General features: G+C 75.1%; 2 protein-coding genes and 1 pseudogene. 1 reads left to right on the forward strand and 2 read right to left on the reverse strand.

All coding sequences use genetic code 11. From position 1 onward, the window contains the following. On the reverse strand, positions 1-402 hold a 402-nt coding region (locus tag ABZ641_RS36990; RefSeq protein WP_359988956.1), incomplete at its 3' end, for an SRPBCC domain-containing protein. After that, on the reverse strand, positions 399-767 hold the full coding sequence (locus tag ABZ641_RS36995; protein WP_344626274.1) for a metalloregulator ArsR/SmtB family transcription factor: 369 nt from the start codon (positions 765-767) through the stop codon (positions 399-401). The genes ABZ641_RS36995 and ABZ641_RS36990, both read right to left, overlap by 4 nt. A gap of 170 nt (positions 768-937) precedes the next feature. Between ABZ641_RS36995 and ABZ641_RS37000 the strand changes: the two are divergent. Further along, positions 938-1,495, forward strand: a pseudogene (locus tag ABZ641_RS37000) (SGNH/GDSL hydrolase family protein); the annotation flags it as partial.

The raw sequence follows: 1,495 nt of genomic DNA on the forward strand, positions 1-1,495 counted from the left end.
GCTGGTGGCGAAGCCGGCCTGCGCCGCGGCGCTCAGGTACGCGGCCGGGACGTTGGTCTGATGGGTGACCACCTCCGTCCGGCCGTCGTGCAGGTCGGTGAAGGTGACGGTGGTCCGCATGCCGCCCTCGACGTCGGCCTCGACCCAGACCAGCCGGTCGGGCCGGCTGACCTCCGCGTACACCGCCCGCATGGTGTGGGTGCTGCCGTCGGCGTCGCTGACCATGGTGGTCTCGAAGGCGCCGCCCGGCCGGAGGTCGACCACGATGCCGTCCAGCGGGGTGGTCGTGCCGATCGGGCCCCAGAAGCGGGTCAGGTGCTCCGGGGTGGTCATGCAGTCGAAGAGCAGCTCGGGCGTGGCCCGGTGGATGCGCCGGTAGGTGAGTTCGCCGGTGGTGGTCATGGGGTGCTCGTCTCCTCGGCGCCGCCGTCGCGCTGCTCCGCGCCCAGCGCGGCCAGGTGTGCGTCGAGGCGGTCGTGGCGGTCGGCCCAGACGCGGCGGTGCCGGCCGATCCAGTCGGTGGCCGCGTCCAGGTTGGTCGGCTCCAGCACGCACGGGCGGGACTGCGCCGCCCGGGTGCGGGAGATCAGGCGGGCCTGCTCCAGCACCTTCAGGTGCTTGGAGACCGCCTGCTGGCTCATCGCGAACGGCTCGGCCAGCTCGCCCACGGTGGCGCTGCCGGCGGCGAGCCGCTCGAGTATCGCCCGCCTGGTCGGATCGGCCAGCGCGGCGAACACCAGGCTCAACTCGTCCTCGACGACCGTCATGACGCCAGCCTATGCACAACCAGTCGTTTGCACAACCGATGGGTTGTGGACGGGTTCCGCTGCTGGGGCGGTGGGCGGACCGCGGACCTACAGTGACGTCGAGGGATGCCGTGAACCGCCTCCGGGTGCGTCCGGCTGCCGGCCCGACGGCCGCGTTGACCGTCCTGTCGGTGGTGGGCGCCCATCTGCTGTCCCTGGGTACCGCGCCGCCGGGCGCCGCCGCCGAGGGCGCTGCCCCCCTGGCCGCGCTCTACGACAACACCGCCGTCACCGCCGGGGGTGCCCCCGCCGGGGACCTGGACGGGAGGGGCGGCAGCCTCGCCGAGGCCGACCTCGCGGCGGCCGGATGGGCACGGGGCGCACGGATCACCGTCAACGGCACGACCTACACCCGCGCCGACGTGGCACCCGGCCGGCCCGACAACGTCCTCGCGGCGGGCCAGGACGTGGCCGTCTCGGGCCGCGGCAGCGCCCTGGGCTTCCTCGCCACCGCCACCGGAGGCCCGGCCACCGGCACCGGCACGGTGCGCTACGCCGACGGCACCAGCAGCAGCTACGAACTCACCGTCGGGGACTGGGCGGCCGGGAGCACCGCGGCGGCGGCGCTGACCCTGCCGCACCGCCGCACCCCGGCCGGTACCGTGCCGGAGCAGGCGCGGCTCTACACGGCGGCCGTCCCGATCGACCGCGGCAAGGCGGTCGTCGCGGTGACCCTGCCCCGGCTCCGC

The sequence above is a fragment of the Kitasatospora sp. NPDC007106 genome (genome assembly GCF_040634455.1).
GTDB classification, from domain to species: Bacteria; Actinomycetota; Actinomycetes; order Streptomycetales; family Streptomycetaceae; genus Kitasatospora; species Kitasatospora arboriphila.